Below are 20,818 nucleotides of genomic sequence, written 5' to 3'. Positions count from 1 at the left end.
ATTAACTTAAGCCTGCTTTTTGGCGTCGAATAAGGCGGGATATAGCCCGAGTCCTTTCGCTTTATTCACTAGGCTCATAATATCCATGTCGGCCAACTCGAACAGATAATCAAAGTCAGGAAGTATGTAATACAAAGGCTGCATGATATCAATTCTATACGGTGTCCTTAACGCATCTATCGCTTTAAGCGGTTTCCTTATTGCCTCGCCGCTCTCTAATGCATATAGCGTTTCACCCGGTGAAGACAATATGCCTCCACCATAAATTTCCAGCGTTTCTGGATTTGCTTTACTTCGAACTAACCCAAACTCAACCGTAAACCAATAAAGTCGTGCGAGGTAGATTCTGTCCTCTTTGCTAGCCGCTAAGCCAAGCTTTCCGTAGGTATGGGTAAAGTGCGCGAAAGCCGGATTCGTAAGTAAAGGACAATGACCGAAAACCTCATGGAAAATATCGGGCTCTTGTAGGTAATCAAATTCGTCTTTCGAGCGAATAAAGGTTGCGACAGGAAACTGCTTGTTGGCGAGTAATCTAAAAAATTCGCCAAAATTGATGAGCGCGGGAACTTCGGCAGTTTTCCAACCGGTTTGTGCTAATAGTACTTTATCGATATCGGGAAGCTGGGGAATGCGATCATCAGGCAGTGCCAGTAACGATAAGCCTTCCATGTATTGACTACAGGCTCGCGTTTTCAATAACGGAAGCTGCTTGGCGTACAACTCTGCCCAGATTTGATTTTCTTCTTCTGACCAGTTTATAACGCCTTTGTTGCCTGAGGTTTTTGATTGATAAACGCTAGATTTTGCCATAACTGCTTTCGACATATTCCGTGACTGACTTCTGTCAATTAGTCTAATGAAATGCACGCTAACGGGAAGTGTTTACCTATTCTTGCTACACAGCCAAGCCGTAACAACTTATTTACAAAACCTCATAACATAATGCTTTACATACAAAAAACCGCTCTTAAAGAAGAGCGGTTTTGCATTTGTCGGGGCGTCTCTAGCGAATGTATTTTAATCTTACTTAACTACAATCTACTGATTTCTCGGTTAAGTTCAAATTCTCTAGAGGTCACATACGTTTCCATCTTGCGTAGTCGTACTTCCGATTTCTGAAAACGATTACGAATATCGTGAAATGCTTGTTTAGGTGGCTCACCAGACTGCCAAACTTTTGTTTTCACTTCGACCTTATGACGACTATTGCTTGATGTAGAATTTGTATTTTTCCATCCTTTGCCGCGGCTTTGATGCACAGGGCTTTGCTCTTCTGAAGCATCACCTAAAGGCTTCTTATCTAAGATGAACCAGCCCGCTATATAAGCAACAAACATGAATGGACCTGCAAGTAAGAAAAAGCCCGTCACAGCTAGAATTCGCACTAACCAAGTTTCTAAACCAAAGTAGTGCGCTATTCCTGAACATACACCCGCTATTCTGGCGTTGTCTGTATCACGGTATAGCTGCTTGCCGTTTCTCATGCGCGATTCCTCCACTCTGGGGCTTCGCTGTCTAAGATAGCCTCAAGGGTTTGAATTCTATCACTCATTTTTTCAGCTTGTTCAGCAAGTGATTGTAATGAAGCTTGCTCTTCAACACTCAACCCTTGATTGACTTGTTTTTTGCTGCGGTAATGCAGAATTAACCAAATCGGCGCCACAAAAATCATAAAAATGACCAAGGGCATTACCAACATTGCAATGATACCTTCATCCATTGTAAATACCTCCAAAAAACCCCGATTAGCCTGCTCAAGGCCCTAACACCAAATACCTGATGCATTGTGCAAAACGCTTAACGTAATGCACTTAGTACGTAAGCAGGCTACCTGTAATTATTATTCTGATGTTGAAGATGAGCTTGTGTCACCTTTCACTCTTGCTTTAAGCGCAGCTAGTTCTTCGTCTATCTTATCGCCTGTTTCTAATTCTGCAAATTCATCATTTAAGGTTTTCTTACCTAGGTCGTAAGCATCTACCTGCGACTCTAAATCGTCAATCTTACGCTCGTATTGTTCAAAGCGCCCCATAGCTGAATCTACTTTTGTACTATCTAGCGTACGTTTCACTTCTAAGCGTGAACTTACCGTTTTTTGACGCATGATAATCGTTTTTTGACGACTCTTCGCATCAGCTAGCTTGTCTTGAAGCTGACCAATTTCATCCTGAAGTTTGCTAATTTGCTGTTCAACAACGGTCAATTCGTTAGTCAGTGTCTCAGCAGCTTCGGCTGATTTCTTTCTTTCCTGCAGTGCTGCGCGGGCTAAATCATCACGGTCTTTGCTTAACGCAAGTTCCGCTTTCATCTGCCAATCGTTGGCGTCTGCTTCATATTTATTAATTTGGCTTACAATTTCCTTTTTGTTCGCCAACGTTTTAGCCGATGCTGAGCGCACCTCTACTAATGTGTCTTCCATTTCCTGAATAATCAACCGGACCATTTTCTCCGGATCTTCCGCTTTATCTAAAAGCGCATTAATATTCGAATTCACAATGTCAGTGAAACGCGAGAAGATACCCATAATAATTACCTCATAGTCGAAAACTGGTTGTACCAAGATAAACTTGTAGTAAGACTATTCAATATGCTTGCCAGTTTTTTGAATTACCCTAACTTGATAATTTTAAAAGATATTCGTTTAGTTTAAATAATGCTCGAACAACAAGTTTTTTTACTCTACACTATTAATTGGTCGAAATGACTAATATTTGAGGGATTTAATGAGTAGGTATCGTCAGCAGGATAATTTGCTAGGCCAAGCGAATAGTTTTTTAGAAGTGCTAGAGCAAATTTCACAAATAGCACCACTGGATAAACCCGTATTGGTAATTGGTGAGCGCGGAACCGGTAAAGAGCTTATAGCAGCCCGTTTACACTTTCTGTCTAAGCGCTGGGATCAAAATTACGTCAAGCTCAATTGTGCCGCGCTTAACGAAAGCTTATTAGAAAGTGAGCTGTTCGGCTATGAAGCTGGCGCATTTACTGGCGCAGCAAAGCGCCGAGAAGGACGCTTTGAGATTGCCCACAATGGCACCCTATTTCTTGATGAGCTGGCGAACACGTCTGGTTTAATCCAAGAAAAATTATTGCGGGTAGTAGAATACGGCGAATTTGAACGTGTGGGCGGGAATAAAACGGTTAAAACCGATGTGCGCTTGGTTGCTGCTACAAACGAAGATTTACCGGCCTTAGCTGACGCTGGAGAGTTCCGTGCTGACTTACTCGACAGGCTCGCCTTCGATGTTATTACCATCCCTCCTTTAAGAGAGCGACGTGAAGATATCATGATGCTTGCTGAAAATTTTGCCATTAGTATGGCAAGAGAAATGGAGATGGAGCTTTTTAGCGGCTTTACCGAAAAAGCAAAACGCACCTTGCTTGATTACGAATGGCCTGGAAATATTCGAGAGCTTAAAAACGTGGTTGAACGTGCGGTTTATAGAACGAACAACCCACATTTACCTGTTCATGATATTGTTCTCGACCCTTTTGAGTCTTTATTCAGACCAACCTCTCGTATTAAAACAAACGACAGAACCTCGAGTACATCTGAAGCAGAACCAACAGTGCCTTCCAATACAGTTGCAGCTAATGTAGAAGGCATAGTCACCAATAGTGAACCTGCGGCAAACTCATCGCCTGCTGTATTACCGTCGTTAAAACCCGAAACGGTTGAATACCCAATTGATTTAAAAGACCGCTCTCAGCAATACGAAATTGACATGATTAAGCAAGCATTGTCCGACAGTCAATTTAATCAGAAGAAGACTGCTGAGAAACTTAGTCTCACTTATCATCAACTTCGAGGTTATCTAAAAAAATACAACCTGTTAGACTCTTCCCCTGAATCGATGGAGTGCTAACTGAATGCCTGTAAAACCGCTTTTTTACGCTGCCTTTACTGTTGTTATGGTAATACTGGTAGCGGCCTGTTCAAAACAAGATGAACATGCATTTTATAATAGCGGTTTGGTGTATTGCTCTGAAAGCAACCCTGTGACGTTTAATCCTCAGTTAGATACGTCTAGCACTACAACCGATGCGTCATCGCATCAGTTGTATGACAGGTTGCTCGATTTCGACCCTGATTCAGGCCGTATTATACCTAGCGTGGCGAGTAGCTGGTTAGTTTCTGATGACGGCTTAACCTACACCTTTCAACTCAGAAAAGACGTTGAATTTCATACCACCAGCTATTTCACGCCTAGCAGAAACTTTAATGCTGATGATGTCATTTTTAGTATTGATAGGTGGCGACTTACCTCACACCCATACCATTACGTATCGGGCGGACGCTACCCGTACTTTGAAAGTTTGGGGTTGGCACAAAATATTGCTTCAGTTGAGCGATTAAACGGGTACAGGGTAGAAATAAAATTAACGCGCAGGGACAGTTCTTTTTTAGCTAATTTAGCCACGGACTTTTCGGTGATGTTGTCACAAGAGTACGGTGAGGCATTGTTACAACAAGGTCTGCCCAATCGAATTGACCAATACCCTATTGGTACAGGCCCGTTTAAATTCGAAAACTACCGCAAAGATCACTACATCCGTTACCAACGTCACCAAACCTATTGGGGTGAACAAAACAATGCGGAACGCTTAATTTACGATATAACGCCGAAGAGCTCGTTGCGTTTGGCTAAGTTAATGACCGGCGAGTGTGATGCGACGGCATTTCCTGCACAAACGGAATTGGAAATTATCCGCTCCCGTGACGACTTATTACTGGCTGAAAAGCCCGGTTTGAATGTTGGTTTTTGGGCATTCAATACCCAGCGCCCTCCCTTCGATAATCCCGATGTACGGCGTGCATTAGCCGCGGCTATTGATAAAAACACGTTATTAGAAGCGGTTTATTTCGACAGTGCTACCCGCGCGAAAACACTGCTACCAGCCGCAAGTTGGGCCTTTCAAAACGATGCGGATGATACGGCTTACAACCCTGTACTAGCAAGAAAGCTACTAGAAAATGCAGGCGTAGAGCCTGGGTTTACCATGACCATATGGGCTATGCCCATTGAGCGTGCTTATAATCCTAACGCGGCCAAAATGGCGGAGCTGATCCAACGATATTTACGGGAAGTGGGCGTTATCGCCACAATCGTTAGTTACGACTGGGCGACATTTAGACGTCACTTGCAAGAAGGCCTACACGACTCTGTATTAATAGGCTGGTCTGCCGATAATGGCGACCCTGATAACTTTTACCGACCGTTACTGAGTTGTGGTGCCATACCTTCTGGTACTAACCGAGCCATGTGGTGTGATAACGATTATGACGAGCTCTTAGATAAAGCCTTGCAGACAGAAGACCTTGAAGCGCGGCGACTAATCTATCAACAGGTAAATAGACTGCTTTACGAGCGATTGCCGTTGGTTCCTATTGCCCACGCTTATCGTTATCAAGCCTATAGAAATGAACTTGAAGGCATGACCATTAACCCCTTTGGCGGTGTTAGATTTGGCGGAGTAGGTAAATCACTGTGATTCAAATATTATCGCGATACGGTGTGTTATTTATCTTAACCCTTTTGGTGTTAACCGCCATGTCATTCTCATTGGTGTATCTATTTCCTGGTGATGTGCTAGAAAACCTTACCGGCATTGTGCCGCAGAATGAGATTCAGCGTGAGGCGCTTATGCGTCAATTTCGCCTAGACCAACCCTATGTAGTACAGTTTTTTTACTATTTATCGTCTTTACTACAAGGCGATTGGGGTTACAGTCTAGCGTCAGGCCTGCCCCTTCGAGAAGAAATTGGTATCGCCATGCCCGCGACTATCGAGCTCAGCACTTATGCGATGCTGATGGCGCTTTTCATTGGTATCCCCTTGGGATATTACGCAGGGCTGAAAAGTTACTCTACTACCGACCACACTATTAATGCATTGAGCATTACCACTTATTCATTTCCCGTGTTCTGGTTGGCACTTATTCTAATCCTGTTTTTTAGCTTACACCTTGATATTGCGCCTTTGTCTGGCCGGCTTAGTTTATTGTTCGATATTGAACCTGTAACTGGCTTTGTGCTTATAGATATTATGCTGGCCGAGGATATCGATCATGGGCTTGCCTACCGAGATGCTATTTCGCACCTTGCTTTGCCTACGCTGGCAATAGGAGCAATAACAACCGCTTCAATGGTGCGAATTACCCGTCGCTCGGTTATTGATGTTATTCACCGCCCGTATATAGTAGCCGCGCGCTCTAGAGGTGTATCTGAATGGCAAATTTTCTTTAGGCATGTTCTTCGCAATGCATTGCTGCCTATATTGCCCTTAATGGCAATCCAAATTACTACGCTCATCACCAATGCCATGATAGTTGAAACCTTATTTTCATGGCCAGGGATTGGTAGCTGGTTAATTCAAGCAATTTATCAACGAGACTTCCCTGCGCTTCGAGTAGGAATGCTGGCGGTATCAACTCTCGTTATTACGTTAACTATTATGGTCGATTTGTTTAACCGCATTATCGATCCTAGCCGAGAAAAGTACGAACGTGCCACAGTTTAGTTTATACGAAGAGGAGTTTCATCCGTCTCCCTGGCAACGCACTTGGGCAGCCTTCCGTGGCAGTCACATTGCGATTGTTGGTCTTATTTTGCTTGGCTTCTTTATCATTTTTTCACTGTTCGCCCCGGTGGTTTCGCCTTACAACCCAGCGGAACAAAATATAGATGCGCTACTTATTCCCCCTAGCTGGGAAAGCAGTGGTTCTATAACTCATTTATTTGGCACCGACCCCCTCGGCCGAGATGTATTCTCTCGTATTATTTACGGCTGCCGCACTACGTTAGGGTCGGGGTTTCTTATGGTGGTGCTAGCCATGCTGATTGGCGTGAGCATAGGTACATTCGCGGGTATGTTACGGGGCGTGCGTTCAAGTATTGTGAATCATTTGCTAGATGCCTTAATGGCCATTCCAACCTTACTTATTGCTATTATTATCGTGGCTATTCTTGGAACAGGGTTGGTCAATAGTATGTGGGCTATTACGCTTGCACTTATTCCACAGTTTGTTCACCGTACGCGTACTTTTGTGCGCGCTGAAATGAAAAAAGAATACATTATGGCGTCGAAATTAGACGGCGCAAATAGATGGCAACTATTCGTGCACTCTATTCTTCCTAACATGACAGAAATGCTTGTGGTGCAAGGCACTGTGGCACTATCGATTGCGGTAATTGATGTGTCTGCATTAGGTTTTTTGAATTTAGGCGCGCAGTCACCACTCGCAGAGCTTGGGGCAATTTTGGGCGACGGTCTTGATGTGGCCTACCTCGCCCCTTGGAATGTGGCATTGCCTGGCATTGCGATTTTCTTATTGGTGTTGTCGATAAATATTGTGGGGGACGGTCTACGTTCTGCACTCAGAAAAAGAGTGAGCCACTAATATGCCTATGCTAGACATTAAAAATTTAACCTTAGAAATGGTAGATGGTGACACCACCATCAAGGCTCTCGACAAGGTAAATTTAACCGTTAATACCGGTGAAATTCGCGCTCTGGTGGGTGAGTCTGGCTCGGGGAAAAGTTTAATTGTATCTGCCATCTGTGGCGCCCTGCCCTCGCAGTGGAGAATGACTGCAGATCGCATGAGTTGGAAAGGGGAAAACTTATTAAGCATGTCAAAATATCAGCGCAGAGAAGTCATGCGCCGAGATATTGCTGTTGTATTTCAAAATCCTCAGACTAGTTTAGATCCCTCTGCCACCTTAGGTGAACAACTTGAGGAAAGCATTCCCGACGAATTTGTAGAAGGCTACTGGTTTTGGCAGCGTGCACAACACAGAAAACGTATTGCCATAAGCACTGTACACAAAGTGGGAATAAAGCAACACAGGCATTATTTGAATGCCTACCCCCACCAAATCCCCAGTGACATTGGGCAAAAATTTATGATTGCCATGGCGTTGGTATCTCAGCCGAAACTATTAATTGCTGATGATCCCACACGCGGGATGGAGCCAACCACCAAAACGCAGATTCTTAAGTTATTTACTCGTTTAAACCAAACTCGCTCATTAAGTATTTTGTTTGTGAGTCATGATTTGTTGGCTATTGCCAGTATGTCCCATTCCATGACCGTGCTTTACGCAGGGCAAACCGTAGAGTCGGGTAAAATGAAGCACATCAAGAAACGTCCGCTTCACCCGTACACCAAAGCATTGTTGGACAGCGCACCGAGCTTCAGAAAGGATTTGCCGCCGAAATCTCAACTTCCTACCCTGGGCGGCTCTATTCCTACGTTGCAACATTTACCTATTGGGTGTCGTCTAGGGCCACGCTGTCCTCGAGCACAACGTGCTTGTGTGTCTAGACCCGCAGTAAGGCATATTCACGACCACACCTATAACTGCCATTTCCCGCTGCATATGGAGAAGTTATGACAGACATTATGCAGGTAGATGGATTAACGTTTAGGCATAACGATAAGAAACGTTGGCTAAAAAAGCCTGAGATATTTGAATTAGGGCCTATCGACCTGACAGTGCAACGTGGCGAAACCATTGCGATTATTGGTGAAAACCGCGCAGGTAAGTCATTGTTAGCAAAATTGCTAGTGGGCGCTATTCCTGCTGATGAAGGGGTTATTGAGCTTAATAGCCACAAATATTTGGCGAAATACAACCAACACAATAATCAACAAAAACGCACCCACGACATTCGTATGATATTGCAACACAGTAGTGAGTCGATGAACCCTTCTGTGCCCGTGGGAAAAGTGCTCGACGAACCCCTTCGTTTAAACACAGAGTTAACGGAAGCGGAACGTAAATCCCTTATTGAAGAAATGCTGACAAAAGTAGGCTTGCTACGAGAACATTATTATTTCTATCGTCATATGCTGTCTGATGGCCAACAACAGCGTGTATCCCTCGCCCGCGCCATTATATTAAAGCCGAAAGTACTTATTGCCGACGAACCGTTTGCAGCCCTAGATCCGTCTATACGCTCGCAAACGGTAAACCTTATTTTGAAGCTACAACAAGAAATGGGGTTGGCGTTTATTTTCATAAGCCACAATTTGGGAATAGTTCGACATATCGCCGATCGGGTTATTGTGATGGAAAATGGCAATATTGTGGAAGAAGGGAAAACCGAAACGATTTTTCGTTGGCCAGAACATACCATCACTAAGAAGCTGATCTTGGCCTATCAGTCGTTAATTACGAACAATACCATCAGTTAGCTAACGTTGGTTTTTGTAGGTGCTTGGAAATTGATTTGACGCTACGTCATTCAGCGACTCTGACGCCATTTCTTACAACGCCTTTTAACATTGCGCTTTATACCCAAACAAAAAATGCGGCCTAGGCCGCATTTTTTGTTTATATGAGTGAGTCTATATAACCTCGCAATGTCGCCAATTTAAGTCAATTGGCTAACGCATTAACCTACTAGCGCCAGCAAGATACCCGCAGCAACAGCTGAACCAAGTACACCTGCCACATTCGGCCCCATGGCATGCATCAATAAGAAGTTATGAGGGTTAGCTTCAAGGCCAACTTTATTCACAACCCTTGCAGCCATTGGCACTGCCGATACACCAGCAGCACCAATGAGTGGATTAATTTTACCACCACTCATTCGGCTCATTAGCTTAGCCATTAACACGCCTGTTGCAGTACCAATAGCAAACGCTACAGCGCCTAACCCAAGAATACCCAAGGTTTCAACGGTTAAAAATTTCTCGGCAGATAGCTTAGAACCTACCGCTAGCCCTAAGAAAATAGTAACGATGTTAATTAGCTCGTTTTGCGCTGTTTTGCTAAGCCTATCTACTACACCACACTCTTTTAATAAGTTACCAAAGCAAAACATACCCACTAGAGGCGTTGCTGATGGCAAAAATAGGATAGTTAGGAATAGTGTAGCCAGTGGGAAGATAATCTTCTCACGTTGCGATACAGGGCGTAATTGCGCCATTTCTATGGTGCGTTCTTCCTTGCTGGTCAGCGCTTTCATAATTGGAGGCTGAATAATAGGTACCAGCGCCATATATGAATAAGCTGCGACCGCAATAGCCCCTAACAAATCGGGCGCTAATCGAGAGGCCAAAAAGATAGCCGTTGGACCATCAGCTCCGCCAATGATAGCAATCGCACTGGCATCTTTGAGCGTAAACTCAAAGCCAGGGATCATATTAAGCGCAATAGCACCGAACAAGGTCGCAAAAATACCAAACTGTGCAGCCGCGCCTAGTAACAACATTCTAGGGTTTGCAATTAAGGCGCTGAAGTCCGTCATTGCGCCCACGCCCATAAAGATAAGCAGCGGGAAAACCCCGGTGTCTATACCGATAGCGTAAATGTAATGGAGCAATCCTCCCGCCTCTGAAAACCCAGCTAACGGGATATTGGTTAATAAGGCACCAAACCCAATAGGGATTAACAACAGCGGTTCAAATTTTTTCACAATCGCTAAGAACAGCAACAGGAAACCTACTGCCATCATGATTAACTGGCCTGACTCAAAATGTGCCAGTGCAGTGCTGTCCCACAGCACCATCAACTTATCCATGAATTACCCCAGCGCAATAAGTGGTTGAGCACTGGCTACGGCATCGCCTTCACCCACGAGTACTTCACTAACGGTACCGGAAACAGCAGAGCGAATTTCAGTTTCCATTTTCATGGCTTCTAAAATAATAACCACATCACCTTCGTTCACTACATCGCCAGCACGCACTAGTATTTTAAACACATTACCGGCTAACGGTGCGTTAATGCTTTGAGCACTTTCACTACTGCCAGCAGATGCCGGCTGAGGTGCAGCTGTAGATGGCTGACTTGGGGTTACGCTAGATAATTCACCTGATGCTGCTACCTCAACATGGTATACCTTACCTTCAACTTTTACATCGTAGGCCGCCGGTGCGCCAGTAGCTGACACAGGCGCCGCAGCAGTTGGTGCACTTGATGCAACATCAGATTCAGTGCCGGGTGCAGGTTCAAATGCGTCAGGGTTACCGCGATTCTCTAAAAACTTCAGGCCAATTTGCGGGAACAAGGCATAGGTAAGTACATCGTCAATCTTAGTATCTGACAATGTGATGCTTTTCTCTGATGCTAACTTAGTGAGCTCGGTTTCAAGGCTGTCTAGTTCAGGGGCGATATTATCTGCCGGACGACAGGTAATGGGCTGGCCACCATCAAGCACACGCTCTTGTAATTCTTTGTTCACTGGCGCAGCTGTAGCGCCATATTCGCCTTTAAGGACACCCGCCGTTTCTTTGGTGATGCTCTTATAACGTTCACCGGTAAGTACGTTTAATACAGACTGCGTACCTACAATTTGCGAGGTTGGCGTAACCAAAGGAATAAAACCTAAGTCTTCACGTACGCGAGGAATTTCTTTTAATACTTCTTCAAACTTGTCTTCAGCGCCTTGCTCTTTTAACTGGCTTTCCATGTTGGTTAACATGCCGCCAGGTACTTGAGCGAGCAAGATACGGGCATCAACCCCTTTCAAGCTACCTTCAAATTTACTGTATTTTTTGCGCACGCCACGGAAGTAGCTGGCGATATCTTCAAGATCCGGTAATGACATGCCCGTATCTCGTTCTGTGCCCTCTACAATAGACACCATGGTTTCCGTCGCGGTATGACCGTAAGTCATACTCATTGAAGAAATTGCCGTGTCGAGCATGTCGATGCCGGCATCGATGGCTTTTTGGTAAGTGGCCGTACTCAATCCTGTGGTGGCATGGCACTGCATAGCAATAGGCACACTGACGGTTTCTTTAAGCCCCTTGATAAGTGCTTCACAGTCGTAAGGCTTAAGCAGCCCTGCCATGTCTTTCACACAAATAGAATGAACGCCCATATCTTCAAGTTGCTTAGCCATATCGAGCCACAGTTGAAGATTGTGTACAGGACTTACCGTGTAAGAAATTGTACCTTGGGCATGAGCGCCACTGTCAACAGTCGCTTTAATCGCAGTTTTTAGATTACGCATGTCGTTCATGGCGTCGAAGATACGAAATACATCAACCCCATTCTCATGTGCACGCTCAACAAAACGTGTCACTACATCATCAGCGTAATGGCGATAGCCTAATAAGTTTTGACCTCGCAACAACATCTGTTGCTTCGTATTTGGCATTGCCGCTTTAAGCTGGCGAATGCGATCCCAAGGATCTTCCCCTAAATAGCGAATACAGGAATCAAATGTCGCCCCGCCCCAAGATTCAACAGACCAAAAACCTGCTTTATCAAGTTTTTCGGCAATAGGCAGCATATCTTCTATACGCATACGCGTAGCAAGTAGCGATTGATGGGCATCACGCAAGACTAGCTCGGTTAAGGCCAGTGGCTTAGACATGGTAACTCCTGAATGATTTGTTTAATTAATTTTTATTGGCTTGGCGATGAGTATGAACAGCAGCGGTGATAGCAGCAACAACATTACCATCGACACCAGCTTGAACCGCTTTTCTACGAGGTGCAGCATACTGCGGTGCGGCTTCGCCCGGAAATGCTTCACAAAATTTTGCAATTAGGTGAATTCCAACGATTAACAATGCCAGGAATGAAAAAACAAATACCATTCCTATTAGCATCAGTGAGCCGGCTTCAAGCAGCAAACTGCTAACTGATTCTGTTTCCATGGTGAACTCTTCAAAAATTTCGTTGTGAATAAGTATCATGCGAGGGTATAAAACACAACAAAAAAGCAAGTAAAATGCATATGCAATCACAATTTATGCTACTAGAATGCAATAATTTAACTATTTATGCTAAGTGAATGGATATATTTTCACAAATATATACTTAATGAACTCCTGTGGTTTTTGTGAAATCCATATCAAGTTGTTTAGCGAAATTTTTAGCGTGCATAGCAACGAGTTCTAACTGGAAGTCGTTTTTCTCTTGAGGAGTATAAGGAGGTACATTAACCGGACGCCCTTCTTTATCAATCGCCATGAAGGAGATGAGGCAGGGATTGGGGACTAATGTGTATCGTTGAGTTGAAGCGAATTGTGCAGATTCGTAAAAGAATAGAAATTTGATATGCGGAAACAAAAATGCGGAAATAAAAAAACCCACCAGATGGTGGGTTTTCTTATATGGCGCGTGTGGAAGGATTCGAACCTCCGACCGCCTGGTTCGTAGCCAGGTACTCTATCCAGCTGAGCTACACACGCGTAAACTTTTTTACTTTAAGGTATTATCCCCAAAGGTGACGCATTTAAAAGAAGTGGCGCGTGTGGAAGGATTCGAACCTCCGACCGCCTGGTTCGTAGCCAGGTACTCTATCCAGCTGAGCTACACACGCGCAATAAAACTTTTGTTGACCGTCACACCATCAACGAACAATGGCGGAGAGGGAGGGATTCGAACCCTCGATACCAGTATTAGGTATGGTTCCTTAGCAGGGAACTGGTTTCAGCCACTCACCCACCTCTCCTTAAGTGGTGCCGCATTTTACGGATTCACCGGCCGGAGTCAAACCTTTTTTAGATAAAAATGTTCACTCGCTGTCATTTTGTACGATTCGTACAAAAAACCTGTATTTTGGTTAGGTTATAATCAAATTTTAGCGGGTTAATTTAGGAATGCACGCCTTAGTGCAAAATGAACTTTTATAGTAAATATCGAAAATTACCTAAATTTTTTTTAAATTAATTTAAAAAAATCCCTATAAACAAAAAAGGCCAGCATAAGCTGACCGATTTTTGTGCAGAGAGTGATTACTCAGCCGTTCCAGGTTGTCCACCTTTCTCAGCTTGAATTCTCATGTAAATCTCTTCACGGTGCACAGAAACTTCTTTTGGTGCATTCACACCAATTCGGACCTGATTCCCTTTAACACCCAGAACAGTGACAGTTACATCATCACCAACCATAAGTGTTTCACCAACTCGACGAGTCAAAATAAGCATTCGATTGCTCCTGTTCCTTAATACTGAACATTTCCTTAATTACTCCGCCACTAATCGGCACGACCCGACAGTAGCAACAGTGGTTCCATGTTTCTGTGTCACTTCAAAAACTCACTGCAAGTTTCAGATTTGATTATAGCTTATCTTCTAACCAAGCGTTAACTGAATCTAACGCTGTACCTAGACACTCTGGCTTATCGCCACCTGCTTGAGCCATATCTGGGCGACCACCACCCTTTCCGCCAACTTGCGCAGCGATAAAGTTAACCAGTTCACCTGCTTTCACTTTACCGGTAAGGTTTTTAGTCACGCCAGTGATAAGATTGACCTTATCTTCACTTGCTACACCAAGTACTACGATGCCTTCGCCAATTCGGTTTTTAATATCATCCATCATTGAACGTAGAGATTTCGCTTCAACACCTTCCAACTTAGCAATAAGTACTTTCACACCATTTATTTCAATTGCATTACTAAGCATATCAGCACCTTGCTGACTCGCCAGTTTTTGTGTGGCAGAAGTGAGTGATTTCTCTAGTTCTTTAGTATGAGTTTGTACTGCGACTACCCGTTCAACCAAGTTTTGCGTATCGGTTTTTAATAAACTAGACAGCTCTGCCAGTGTTGCTTGCTGGTCTTGAACATAATGTAGCGCCTGCTCACCAGTAATGGCTTCTATACGGCGCACACCTGATGCTATACCCGCTTCGCTGGTAATTTTGAATAAACCAATATCGCCGGTTCGGTTAACATGCGTTCCACCACATAGTTCTACAGAGAAAGGCCCCATAGTGACTACACGTACTTTCTCATCGTACTTTTCACCGAACAACGCCATTGCCCCTGATGCTTTGGCTTCATCTAAATCCATCAGTTGGGTTTTCAACGCATGGTTTGCACGAATTTCTTCGTTAACTCTGCGCTCAACCTGAATAAGCTGAGCGGGTGTTACTGCTTCAAAGTGAGAGAAGTCGAAACGCATACGCTGCGCTTCTACTAATGAACCTTTTTGCGTGACATGGTCACCTAACGTCTCGCGAAGGGCTGCGTGAAGCAAGTGTGTAGCACTGTGATTCTTCTTCACAGCATCACGGTTTGTGTTATCAATGGCAGACGTTACACGCTCACCTTTGGTAATGGTGCCCTTCACTTTCCCTTTGTGGGCAAAAGCATTGCCCATTTTTTGAGTGTCGGTAACGATAAACTCGCCATTCGCAACACGCAGTACCCCTTTATCACCTGACTGGCCACCGCTTTCTGCGTAGAAAGGCGTTTGATCTAAAACCACAACCCCTTCTTGACCGTCTTCTAAACGCTCACAAAACGCATTATCGGCAATAAGCTCTACAATATTTGCTTCGCCTTCAACATCACTGTAACCGGTGAAGGATGTCGCATGGTCTACAGTCAGTGTATTGTTATAATCGGCACCAAAGTTACTGGCTTGTTGCGCACGGGCGCGCTGTGCCTGCATTGCACTTTCAAACCCATCTACATCAATTTTTAAATCGTGCTCACGGGCAACATCGTTAGTTAAATCTGTGGGGAAACCGTAAGTATCATAAAGCTTAAACACCACATCACCTGGAATAGTGTCACCTTCGAGGGTTTCTAGCGTATCGTTTAGCATTGCCATTCCACGGGCTAAGGTTTTGCTGAACTGCTCTTCCTCTACTCGTAATACCTTTTCAACTACCGGTAATTGGTCTACAAGCTCTGGGTAAGCTTCACCCATTTCTTTGCTTAGTGCTGAAGCCAATTTGTAGAAGAAAATATCGCTGGCACCTAGCTGGTAACCATGACGTACAGCACGGCGAATGATACGGCGAAGTACATAGCCTCGGCCTTCATTAGAAGGCATTACGCCATCACAAATCAGGAAGCTACAAGAACGAATGTGATCGGCAATAACCCGTAAAGATTTATTCTCTAAATCTTCGCTGCCTACAATTGTGGCCGCCGCTTGAATCAGGTTTTGGAATAGGTCAATTTCGTAGTTGCTGTGCACATTTTGCAAAATAGCTGAAATACGCTCAAGCCCCATACCGGTATCGATAGACGGCTTAGGCAATGGCTCCATCGTGCCATCAGCTTGCTTGTTGTATTGCATGAATACCAGGTTCCAGATTTCGATAAAACGATCGCCATCTTCTTCTGGAGTTCCTGGAGGCCCGCCCCAAATATGCGCGCCATGGTCGTAAAATATTTCTGAACACGGACCGCATGGCCCTGTGTCACCCATAGACCAGAAGTTATCTGATGTACTGATGCGGATTATCTTTTCTTTAGGAACACCAATGTGGTTTTCCCAAATATCAAAGGCTTCTTCGTCTTCTGAATAAACGGTAACCAGAAGCTTTTCTTTTGGAAGGCCGATTTCTTTTGTTAAGAAATTCCATGCAAACTCAATGGCTTCTTTTTTGAAATAATCACCAAAACTGAAGTTACCTAGCATTTCAAAGAAAGTATGGTGACGGGCGGTATAACCAACGTTTTCTAAATCATTATGCTTACCACCAGCACGAACACAGCGCTGAGAAGAAACCGCACGCGTGTAGCTGCGTTTTTCCGCTCCTAAAAACGTATCTTTAAACTGGTTCATTCCCGCGTTAGTAAAAAGAAGCGTTGGATCATCTGCTGGAACGAGAGACGAGCTAGCCACAGGCTGGTGACCATGACTCTGGAAATAATCTTTAAACTTTTGGCGTAAGTCAGCAGTTGATAATGTCATTGAAAACCTAACTTCCTTAATACATTGAATGAGAATGTGCGGGATTGATGCCACTAGCGGATTAATCGTTAGATTAACCTTTTTAATAACCGCCTAGTGGTTTATGCATTTCATGCCCTCGCACGGATGTGCGCAACAATACCATGGTTAGCGCTTTTTTGTTAAGCCCATAGCCTGCTGTACCAGTATAAATAAGCCTTTTTATACCCGTTATAAAGGGCATAAATGAATTTTATGCGATTTTTATTCACCCTTGACAGCATATTCAATATGTTCGCTGTAAAAACCACGGTATTGAAGAAACTGCTTTTGCTTCATCAGTAACTTAAAATCAGTTTCTTTGAAGGGGCCAAATTTTTTATCTTTAACCCATTTCGCTTTTTCAAACCAGTCAGGTTCTATTTCATCAAGGGCCCGTTCAGCGGCAAGTTCATCCACCCCATATTGCTGCAAATCGAGTTTAATTTTTCTAGGGCCAGAGCCCTTCATGTACAAAGCACGTGCGCGACTTTCAGCGAACCGCTCGTCACTTTGAATATCCGCCTCCCGAAAGGCTTCCAGTACAGGCATAAAAGCCTCACTTTCGATGCCTTTTTGTGAAAGCTTGCGGTAAATCTCTGAAAAGCTATGCTCTCGTCGTGCAAGCATGCGGGTAATCGCGTCGGTAATGAATTTTCTGTCAAATTCTGACATTTTATTAATCGAAACCTTCTTAAAATACTTTTCAATCTCGTTATATTACTATTAATGGTAATCTTTAGCCTCGTTGAACGAAAGTGAATAAAGTAAACGTAAGCATGGAATATAAGGTAAAAGTAGTTAATGCGGTGGCGGATATTCCCCAAGTTACATGGGATGCGCTTGCAGAAGGCGAAGGCCCATTTTTACGTTACGACTTTTTAAATGCGCTAGAACAAAGTGCGTGCTGCGATGAAGCGTCAGGCTGGTTCCCGCAACATCTTGTCATTGAACAAGCGCAAACGACTGACCAGGCGGCTATTAACAAGGATGCGTGCCCTTCGCCTGTTGAAAGCGCGGTAATAGCCATTATTCCCGGCTATTTAAAAACGCACAGTTACGGCGAATATGTATTCGACCATTCATGGGCAAATGCCTACCACCAGCACGGTATTCCTTATTACCCGAAATGGGTTGCCGCTATTCCTTTTACGCCGGTCTCTGGTTCGCGAATTCTAACGCATGAAAAGGCGCCGTTTAGTGACACGCTTTTAGCCCTTATTTCTCAAACCGTGCAGTCAATGGGCGAAGAAGCCATCTCTTCCTGTCATTGGCTATTTACCAACGCTCGCACTCAAGAGCTTCTCGGTAATCATTCAGGCTTGCTCACCCGCTACGCCGTTCAATTTCAATGGCATAACTACCAGTACACCAGTTTCGACAGCTTTCTAAATGCGCTAACATCACGCAAGCGTCGAGATATGAAAAAAACACAACGAAAGCTTGTTGAACAAGGCATTCAATACCGCCATTTAACCGGCAGTGAAATAACCGATGAGGTACTCGACTTTTTCTTGCAATGCTATCAAGCAACGTATTTAAAGCGCAGCGGGCATACTGGCTATTTAAATGAGGATTTTTTTAGACAGTTGCGCGATACCATGGCCGACAACATGCTTATTGTCACTGCATACAAACATGACTCTCCTATCGCCAGCGCTTTGTTCTTTTTTGATGATACTGGCTTATATGGCAGATATTGGGGCGCACTTGAGGAAGTCAGCGGGTTGCATTTTGCGTGCTGCTATTTTGAAGGTATTGCTTTTGCGATCGAAAAAAAGCTCCCACTTTTTAACCCTGGCACCCAAGGCGAACATAAAATTCTTCGTGGTTTTGAACCTATTTACTGCCAATCGCAACATGAACTGTTTTCGGCCCCTTTTCATGATGCTGTAGCGTCATTTTTACAACAAGAATCAGAACATATTGTGGCGTATTTCAATCAGGCCCAAGATGTTTTACCTTTTAATAACGATATAACACCTACCCTTAAAACGACAAACACCCCTAATCCTTTATTAGCGGTGAATAATCATAATGAGAAAACGATATGAAACAAAAACTACTCGCGCTAGCCATAGCAGCATCGCTGGGCTTAGCAGGCTGTGGTCAGCCAGAACAAAATAAACAACAAGCAGCTGACAAGATGGCGATGGAAGAAGAAATGGGTCAGGCTGAACTCGGTTCATTTGGCGTAGATTTATCTGCCCGAAACGAAGCGGTTAAACCTGGCGATGACTTCTTCATGTACGCTGGCGGTACCTGGTACGACAATTACGAGCTTCCTGCTGATAAAACCCGATTTGGTGCTTTTACTGCCCTGGCCGAGCGCAGTGAAGAGCAGGTTAAAAATATTATTGACGGGTTAATGGAAAAAGAAAACTTGAACGCTGATGAGCAGCTTGTTCATGATTTCTTCGTGTCTTTTATGGACGTAGAAACCCTTAACGAAAAAGGCCTTACACCTATTTCTGATGTGTTGTCGTCTATTGATGCTATTGCTTCAACTAAAGATTTGACCGAAGTATTTGGTAAAAGTTGGCTTACCGGTGCTAGCTCTCCTATTGATACTGGCATGTGGTACAACCGTTTAGATCCTAATGAGTACCAGCTTAGCGTTGGTGTTGGTGGCCTTAGCTTACCCGATCGCGATTACTACATTAGCGATCACGAAAGATTCGTAAAAATTCGTGAAGCTTACCTTGCCCACATTGAACAGATGTTAAACTTTGCAGGCGTTGAAAATGCTGCAGAGGAAGCAGCCACCATTCTTCAACTTGAAACCGAAATAGCAAACATCCAGTGGCCTCGTGAAAAACGCCGCGACCGCGACCTTACTTTGAATCAAATTGAACGCAGCAAACTTACCGATGCTTATCCTCAATTTGATTGGGACACTTTTCTAACACAAACTGGCTTTAAAGCCCCTGAACTTAATATCACCCAACCTGAACCCATCAATGATGTCATAGATATTATTAATGAAACCAGCTTAGATGATTGGAAGGCTTACCTGACTTACCACACCATTAAAAACAACGCTGGCTTACTATCGGAAGATATTTATTTAGCTAACTTTGATTTCTATGGCACTACGTTAAGTGGTCAGCAAGAGCCTCGCCCTCGTTGGAAACGTGCTGTCAGCCAAATGGCTGGCACTGAATCTTTAGGGTTTGCTATTGGTAAGATATACGTTACTGAGTACTTCCCAGAAAGCTCGAAAGCACAAATGGCAGAGCTGGTTGAAAATTTACGTACTGCCCTGAATGAACGTATCGATAACCTTGATTGGATGGGTGAAGATACCAAGGTTAACGCGAAAGAAAAACTTATGGCATTTCGCCCTAAAATTGGCTACCCAGACAAATGGCAATCTTTCGACGGCCTAACCATTAACAGTGATGACTTGGTAGGAAACGTGCGCAATCTGCGAGAGTTTTTCAAAGCTGAAGGCATTGCGAAAGAGCTAGAAAAAACCGACCGTGAGCGTTGGGGCATGACCCCGCAACGGGTTAACGCGTATTACAATAGTTCGTTTAACGAAATTGTTTTCCCTGCCGCTATTCTTCAGCCGCCGTTTTTCGATCCTAACGCTGATGCCGCAGTGAACTATGGCGCAATTGGTGCGGTTATTGGCCATGAAATGGGCCATGGTTTTGACGATCAGGGTTCTAAGTCTGATGCTAATGGTATTCAGCGCAACTGGTGGACTGACGAAGACCGCGCGGCATTTGAGAAAAAAGCAGACATGTTAGCCGAGCAATACAACCAATATGAGCCGATTGAAGGTAACTTCGTTAATGGCCGCAACAGCTTGGGCGAAAATATTGGTGATGTAGGTGGTTTATCAATGGCTTACCATGCTTACAAACTAAGCTTAAATGGTAAGGAAGCGCCGGTAATTGATGGCCTAACTGGCGATCAGCGTTTCTTCCTTGCATGGGCCCAAGTCTGGCGAGAAAAGCGTACCGAGGAAAGCATGTTAAACCAGCTACGTGGTGGAACGCATGCTCCGGGTCGTTACCGTGCACAAGCCCCACGTAACCACGATGCTTGGTATGAAGCCTTTGACGTGCAACCTGGCGATGACTTGTATCTTCCGCCAGAAGAACGGGTTCGTATTTGGTAATGTAAGTGGATACCCATGCGGACGCTTTGTCCGTGTGGGCTTCT

19 protein-coding genes and 3 tRNA genes are annotated in these 20,818 nt (G+C 44.2%); 8 read left to right on the top strand and 14 right to left on the bottom strand.

All coding sequences use genetic code 11. The annotated features are described in order from the left end of the window. Positions 1-6: 6 nt before the first annotated feature. The 4 genes from phhA to pspA form a co-directional block, all read right to left on the bottom strand. A complete protein-coding gene (gene phhA / locus J5X92_RS01155) occupies positions 7-810 on the bottom strand; it encodes a phenylalanine 4-monooxygenase (RefSeq protein ID WP_126872079.1) in 804 nt (267 codons plus the stop codon). Positions 811-1,031: 221 nt separating this feature from the next. Continuing rightward, a complete protein-coding gene (gene pspC, locus J5X92_RS01150; protein WP_126871952.1) occupies positions 1,032-1,484 on the bottom strand; it encodes an envelope stress response membrane protein PspC in 453 nt (150 codons plus the stop codon). Beyond that, complete coding sequence (pspB, locus tag J5X92_RS01145) at positions 1,481-1,720, bottom strand: envelope stress response membrane protein PspB (protein ID WP_013785052.1); 240 nt, start codon at positions 1,718-1,720, stop codon at positions 1,481-1,483. The genes pspC and pspB overlap by 4 nt, the downstream gene beginning before the upstream one ends. A gap of 120 nt (positions 1,721-1,840) precedes the next feature. Then, on the bottom strand, positions 1,841-2,524 hold the full coding sequence (gene pspA / locus J5X92_RS01140; protein WP_126871954.1) for a phage shock protein PspA: 684 nt from the start codon (positions 2,522-2,524) through the stop codon (positions 1,841-1,843). Positions 2,525-2,723: 199 nt separating this feature from the next. Here pspA and pspF point away from each other — a divergent pair, with 199 nt between their 5' ends. Genes pspF through J5X92_RS01110 form a run of 6 tightly spaced genes read left to right on the top strand, consistent with a single transcriptional unit; the run spans position 2,724 to position 9,201 of the window. Further along, positions 2,724-3,866 carry a phage shock protein operon transcriptional activator gene (pspF, locus tag J5X92_RS01135; protein ID WP_013785054.1) on the top strand — a complete coding sequence of 381 codons (1,143 nt, stop codon included), beginning with the start codon at positions 2,724-2,726 and terminating at the stop codon, positions 3,864-3,866. A 4-nt stretch (positions 3,867-3,870) separates the two neighbouring features. Then, a complete protein-coding gene (locus tag J5X92_RS01130) occupies positions 3,871-5,493 on the top strand; it encodes an ABC transporter substrate-binding protein (protein ID WP_013785055.1) in 1,623 nt (540 codons plus the stop codon). Between the two features lie 59 nt (positions 5,494-5,552). Beyond that, the gene (locus J5X92_RS01125; protein ID WP_083820196.1) at positions 5,553-6,521 is read left to right on the top strand and encodes an ABC transporter permease; all 969 of its coding nucleotides are present in this window, start codon (positions 5,553-5,555) and stop codon (positions 6,519-6,521) included. Beyond that, a complete protein-coding gene (locus J5X92_RS01120; RefSeq protein ID WP_013785057.1) occupies positions 6,508-7,401 on the top strand; it encodes an ABC transporter permease subunit in 894 nt (297 codons plus the stop codon). Before J5X92_RS01125 ends, J5X92_RS01120 begins: the two co-directional genes overlap by 14 nt. A 1-nt stretch (position 7,402) precedes the next feature. Continuing rightward, on the top strand, positions 7,403-8,398 hold the full coding sequence (locus J5X92_RS01115) for an oligopeptide/dipeptide ABC transporter ATP-binding protein (RefSeq protein WP_126871955.1): 996 nt from the start codon (positions 7,403-7,405) through the stop codon (positions 8,396-8,398). Then, positions 8,395-9,201, top strand: coding sequence for an ATP-binding cassette domain-containing protein (locus J5X92_RS01110; protein WP_126871956.1), 807 nt, complete (start codon positions 8,395-8,397; stop codon positions 9,199-9,201). The genes J5X92_RS01115 and J5X92_RS01110 overlap by 4 nt, the downstream gene beginning before the upstream one ends. A 200-nt stretch (positions 9,202-9,401) precedes the next feature. On the opposite strand, the gene J5X92_RS01105 is transcribed toward J5X92_RS01110, so the two are convergent. The 10 genes from J5X92_RS01105 to J5X92_RS01060 form a co-directional block, all read right to left on the bottom strand. Continuing rightward, positions 9,402-10,532, bottom strand: a complete 1,131-nt coding sequence (locus J5X92_RS01105) for a sodium ion-translocating decarboxylase subunit beta (RefSeq protein WP_013785060.1) — start codon at positions 10,530-10,532, stop codon at positions 9,402-9,404. 3 nt (positions 10,533-10,535) lie between these two features. After that, positions 10,536-12,335: a sodium-extruding oxaloacetate decarboxylase subunit alpha gene (gene oadA, locus J5X92_RS01100; protein WP_208804286.1), complete on the bottom strand. Its 1,800-nt coding sequence runs from the start codon at positions 12,333-12,335 to the stop codon at positions 10,536-10,538. Between the two features lie 25 nt (positions 12,336-12,360). Continuing rightward, positions 12,361-12,621, bottom strand: coding sequence for an OadG family transporter subunit (locus J5X92_RS01095; protein ID WP_041452987.1), 261 nt, complete (start codon positions 12,619-12,621; stop codon positions 12,361-12,363). Between the two features lie 163 nt (positions 12,622-12,784). Beyond that, positions 12,785-12,937 (bottom strand): hypothetical protein, encoded by a 153-nt coding sequence (locus tag J5X92_RS01090; RefSeq protein WP_208804284.1) that lies wholly within the window; start codon positions 12,935-12,937, stop codon positions 12,785-12,787. 144 nt (positions 12,938-13,081) lie between these two features. After that, positions 13,082-13,158: transfer RNA gene (locus J5X92_RS01085), tRNA-Arg, on the bottom strand. Positions 13,159-13,212: 54 nt separating this feature from the next. Next, positions 13,213-13,289, bottom strand: a tRNA-Arg gene (locus J5X92_RS01080). Positions 13,290-13,330: 41 nt separating this feature from the next. Continuing rightward, positions 13,331-13,421 (bottom strand) — tRNA-Ser (locus tag J5X92_RS01075). A gap of 283 nt (positions 13,422-13,704) precedes the next feature. Continuing rightward, positions 13,705-13,896 carry a carbon storage regulator CsrA gene (gene csrA / locus J5X92_RS01070; RefSeq protein ID WP_013785064.1) on the bottom strand — a complete coding sequence of 64 codons (192 nt, stop codon included), beginning with the start codon at positions 13,894-13,896 and terminating at the stop codon, positions 13,705-13,707. 133 nt (positions 13,897-14,029) lie between these two features. Further along, complete coding sequence (alaS, locus tag J5X92_RS01065) at positions 14,030-16,627, bottom strand: alanine--tRNA ligase (RefSeq protein ID WP_013785065.1); 2,598 nt, start codon at positions 16,625-16,627, stop codon at positions 14,030-14,032. A 243-nt stretch (positions 16,628-16,870) separates the two neighbouring features. Further along, a complete protein-coding gene (locus J5X92_RS01060; RefSeq protein WP_208804282.1) occupies positions 16,871-17,320 on the bottom strand; it encodes a regulatory protein RecX in 450 nt (149 codons plus the stop codon). A gap of 104 nt (positions 17,321-17,424) precedes the next feature. Between J5X92_RS01060 and J5X92_RS01055 the strand changes: the two genes are divergently transcribed. Together J5X92_RS01055 and J5X92_RS01050 are read left to right on the top strand one after the other, a co-directional pair. Beyond that, entirely contained in the window at positions 17,425-18,699 is a 1,275-nt protein-coding gene (locus tag J5X92_RS01055) for a GNAT family N-acetyltransferase (RefSeq protein ID WP_208804280.1), read from the top strand. Beyond that, the gene (locus J5X92_RS01050) at positions 18,696-20,774 is read left to right on the top strand and encodes a M13 family metallopeptidase (RefSeq protein ID WP_208804278.1); all 2,079 of its coding nucleotides are present in this window, start codon (positions 18,696-18,698) and stop codon (positions 20,772-20,774) included. The genes J5X92_RS01055 and J5X92_RS01050 overlap by 4 nt, the downstream gene beginning before the upstream one ends. Positions 20,775-20,818: the final 44 nt, after the last annotated feature.

The sequence above is a fragment of the Alteromonas sp. K632G genome (assembly GCF_017653625.1).
GTDB lineage: Bacteria > Pseudomonadota > Gammaproteobacteria > Enterobacterales > Alteromonadaceae > Alteromonas > Alteromonas naphthalenivorans.
This window is presented reverse-complemented; position numbering and strand designations above follow the sequence as displayed.

Coding starts and splice junctions, on each gene's coding strand:
- J5X92_RS01130 (WP_013785055.1), top strand. CDS start 3,871: ATGCCTGTAAAACCGCTTTTTTACGCTGCCTTTACTGTTGTTATGGTA.
- J5X92_RS01050 (WP_208804278.1), top strand. CDS start 18,696: ATGAAACAAAAACTACTCGCGCTAGCCATAGCAGCATCGCTGGGCTTA.
- J5X92_RS01125 (WP_083820196.1), top strand. CDS start 5,553: ATGTCATTCTCATTGGTGTATCTATTTCCTGGTGATGTGCTAGAAAAC.
- pspB (WP_013785052.1), bottom strand. CDS start 1,720: ATGGATGAAGGTATCATTGCAATGTTGGTAATGCCCTTGGTCATTTTT.
- pspC (WP_126871952.1), bottom strand. CDS start 1,484: ATGAGAAACGGCAAGCAGCTATACCGTGATACAGACAACGCCAGAATA.
- phhA (WP_126872079.1), bottom strand. CDS start 810: ATGGCAAAATCTAGCGTTTATCAATCAAAAACCTCAGGCAACAAAGGC.
- oadA (WP_208804286.1), bottom strand. CDS start 12,335: ATGTCTAAGCCACTGGCCTTAACCGAGCTAGTCTTGCGTGATGCCCAT.
- J5X92_RS01105 (WP_013785060.1), bottom strand. CDS start 10,532: ATGGATAAGTTGATGGTGCTGTGGGACAGCACTGCACTGGCACATTTT.
- pspF (WP_013785054.1), top strand. CDS start 2,724: ATGAGTAGGTATCGTCAGCAGGATAATTTGCTAGGCCAAGCGAATAGT.
- pspA (WP_126871954.1), bottom strand. CDS start 2,524: ATGGGTATCTTCTCGCGTTTCACTGACATTGTGAATTCGAATATTAAT.
- J5X92_RS01060 (WP_208804282.1), bottom strand. CDS start 17,320: ATGTCAGAATTTGACAGAAAATTCATTACCGACGCGATTACCCGCATG.
- csrA (WP_013785064.1), bottom strand. CDS start 13,896: ATGCTTATTTTGACTCGTCGAGTTGGTGAAACACTTATGGTTGGTGAT.
- J5X92_RS01090 (WP_208804284.1), bottom strand. CDS start 12,937: ATGGCGATTGATAAAGAAGGGCGTCCGGTTAATGTACCTCCTTATACT.
- J5X92_RS01055 (WP_208804280.1), top strand. CDS start 17,425: ATGGAATATAAGGTAAAAGTAGTTAATGCGGTGGCGGATATTCCCCAA.
- J5X92_RS01095 (WP_041452987.1), bottom strand. CDS start 12,621: ATGGAAACAGAATCAGTTAGCAGTTTGCTGCTTGAAGCCGGCTCACTG.
- J5X92_RS01110 (WP_126871956.1), top strand. CDS start 8,395: ATGACAGACATTATGCAGGTAGATGGATTAACGTTTAGGCATAACGAT.
- alaS (WP_013785065.1), bottom strand. CDS start 16,627: ATGACATTATCAACTGCTGACTTACGCCAAAAGTTTAAAGATTATTTC.
- J5X92_RS01115 (WP_126871955.1), top strand. CDS start 7,403: ATGCCTATGCTAGACATTAAAAATTTAACCTTAGAAATGGTAGATGGT.